At 67.6% G+C, this 2,893-nt stretch carries 2 protein-coding genes; both read left to right on the forward strand.

Annotated elements, in window-relative coordinates; translation table 11 throughout:
* Positions 1 to 1,209, forward strand: a 1,209-nt coding sequence (locus HUV01_RS14520) for an efflux transporter outer membrane subunit (RefSeq protein ID WP_174298915.1), incomplete at its 5' end; no start/stop codon positions are given.
* Positions 1,210 to 1,992: 783 nt separating this feature from the next.
* On the forward strand, positions 1,993 to 2,751 hold the full coding sequence (locus HUV01_RS14525; protein ID WP_174298916.1) for an alpha/beta fold hydrolase: 759 nt from the start codon (positions 1,993 to 1,995) through the stop codon (positions 2,749 to 2,751).
* The last annotated feature ends 142 nt before the right edge of the window (positions 2,752 to 2,893 follow it).

Below are 2,893 nucleotides of genomic sequence, written 5' to 3' on the forward strand. Positions count from 1 at the left end.
GAGGCGCGCGCGAGCGTGCGCGAGAGCGCCTCGGCGCTGCTGCCGCAGGGCGGGGCGAACGTCACCTACGCGCGCCTCGACGCGCCCAGCGGGATCACCGACGCGATCGGCGGCGCGGCGAGCACCGGGGAAGCGGGCGGCACCGGGACGAACGGGTCGACCTTCCAGATCCCGGAGAACCTCTACAACGTCGGGCTGCTCGCCACCTGGGAGATCGACCTGTTCGGGGGCACGCGGCGCCAGATCGCCGCGGCGCGCGCCACGCTCCAGGCCGACGAGGCGCAGCTCGACGATGCACGGGTGACGCTGACCAAGGACGTGGCGACCGCCTACGTCAACCTGCGCGACGCGCAAGCCCGGCTCACGCTCGCGCAGGCCAACACCGCCGTCCAGGAACGCATGCTGGCGCTGACCCGCCAACGCCGGCTCGGCGGCACCGCGACCGACAGCGACGTCGAGCGCGTCTACACCCAGCTCAAGCAGACCCAGGCGACCGTCGTACCGATCGCGGGGCAGGTGGAGATCTATACCGACCAGCTCTCCCAGCTCGCCGGCCACGAGCCGGGCTCGCTCGACGTGGCCGTGACCGCGCCGCGCGCGCTGCCGCTGCCGCCCGCCCAGACGCCGATCGGCGACCCCGCCGCATTGCTGCGCCGCCGCCCCGACATCCGCGCGGCCGAACGCCAGCTCTCCGCCGCCAACGAGGACGTCGGCGCCAACATCGCGCGGTATTTCCCGACGGTGAACCTCTACGGCACGATCGGCTACGGCTCCACCAAGGTGTCGAACCTGTTCGATGGCGGCAACCTGCTCAAGCTGGTCGCGCCCGTGCTGTCATGGAACTTCCTCAGCTTCCCCCAGCTCAAGGCGCAGGTCGAGCAGTCGCGCGGCCGCTTCGACCAGGCGCGCGCGGCGTATCGATCGACCGTGCTGCAGGCGCTGCTCGATGCGGAGAACGCGCTATCGCGCTTCGGCCATCAGCGCGACAACGTCGCGAGCCTGGCGGACGCCACCGCCTCGGCCGCGCGGGCCGCGGCGCTCGCCGATACGCGCTACCGGGGCGGCACGATCACGCTGATCGATGCGCTCGACACGGAACGCCAGCGCATCCAGACCCAGACGAGCCTCGCCCAGGCCCAGGCTACGCTCACCACCGACTGGATCGGCCTGCAGAGCAGCCTCGGCCTTGGCTGGAAGCCGCAGCAGTAAAAGCGCCCCTGCTGATCGCCCGCCAGCAAGCAGGTGCAGCTAACTCCCTCCCGGGCCAATGTTCGCGCGCGACGGCTGCCGCCCCGCCCATCAGCAGGACGGCGAGAGACATGCGCGAAACAGGATCAACTGTGGTGCGGCGTGCGGGATCGCCCAGCGCGCGACGACGAACCCGGTCGACTAAAAAAGTATAACGATTGAGGTAGGAGCGGTCCAACATCCCCCTGGATTCTCTCAGACTCCGAGTCGTGATGTCGATATCGAGCTACCGGGCACGCTTGCAGTCATCTGCCTCGCGCAGCCGTCGAGCTGACTGGCGTGATCGCTGCTGCCGAGATCAAGCATGTTGGCGAACCATGCACGATAGCCGGCGTCCTGGAAGTCAGGGTGCAGGTTAGCGCGCCAGCCCGCGTGTCTCATTGTTACCTGCGACTTATTGAGCGAAGCGGAAGAGGATCGTTTCCTCAACCAGCGTGCCGGCGCGATGCTCGTCGTCGCAGCCGCGCCAAGGTCCACAACCGCTTCAACCTCCGACGCCGACTCGCCGACCGTCAGACCTACAAGGAACGCCGCTTTGCAGCCCGGGGCGGAGTGGCAAGTCATCGCGAGCTGGATCCCGCACCCAGAGCCCGACCTGCCTCGTGCGGAGAGGGTCTGCATGAGACTGACAGTTCCTTGCGTGCACACCGAAGAGTGGCGTGAGTTGACGTCGAACTGATCCAAATCAGTCGGCCGTCTTTGGTTTGCATCATACCGCGCGAAGCTCTTGGCAAGAGGTTCGACATGATTACGCTGATCCTGGTCGCCGGAGCCATGCATTCCGCGCGATCGTGGCGTAGGGTAATACCGCTTCTCGAGGCGCGGGGCGTCGGCGCCTTCGCCATCGACCTGCCCGGGCTTGTACCTGGCTCCTCGACGCGTCCGGAGGAGGTGACGCTCGCCATGTGGGGCGACCATGTCGCGGGTCACATCCGAGGGGTGGACGGGCCCGTGATCCTCGTGGGGCACAGCCGCGGAGGGCTGGTGGTCGGCGAAGTGGCGGAGCGCCTGCCGGAACGGCTCGCCGGGTTGATCCATGTATGCGCGCTGATCGTGCCTCCCGGGCGGACGGCGCTGGAGGTGATGGGTCCGCAGGTGCCGGGAGAGGACGGCCCGACGCCGGCGGCGGACGGGAAGACGATCGGGATCAGCGCCGAAGCGGCCAAGCGGCTTTTCTACAATCGCTGCTCGGAAGAGGACGCTGCGGACGCCGTGGCTCACCTGTTGCCCGAGCCGGCCGCTCCGAACGCCACGCCGACTACCGCGACGGCTGCACGATGGGGCCGCGTACCTCGCGCCTACGTCGAAACCGCCGACGACAACAACCTCGACTTGGCAAAGCAGCGGTCGATCAAGGCCGCCGCCCCGTGCGACCCGGTGGTGACCCTGGACGCGGACCATTCCCCCTTCCTTAGCGCAGCGCCGGAACTGGCGGAGGCGCTTTTCCAGATCGCCGCAGGCTTCGTGAGGGAAGCTGAGGAGTTGAACAGCAGCGAAAGCTGAGCCGAGAAGGTTACGAGTGATTAGAAGCTGACCGCATCCGACTTAGGTGTTCACTTCCGTCGACTTAGAGCGGTTTTCGAGCGAGCTGAATCGTCACGGATTCACACGGCGGCGGTTTTGTGATTCACGATCCCTGCTGGCG

Source organism: Sphingomonas bacterium, assembly GCF_903643035.1.
Taxonomy (GTDB): Bacteria; Pseudomonadota; Alphaproteobacteria; order Sphingomonadales; family Sphingomonadaceae; genus Sphingomonas.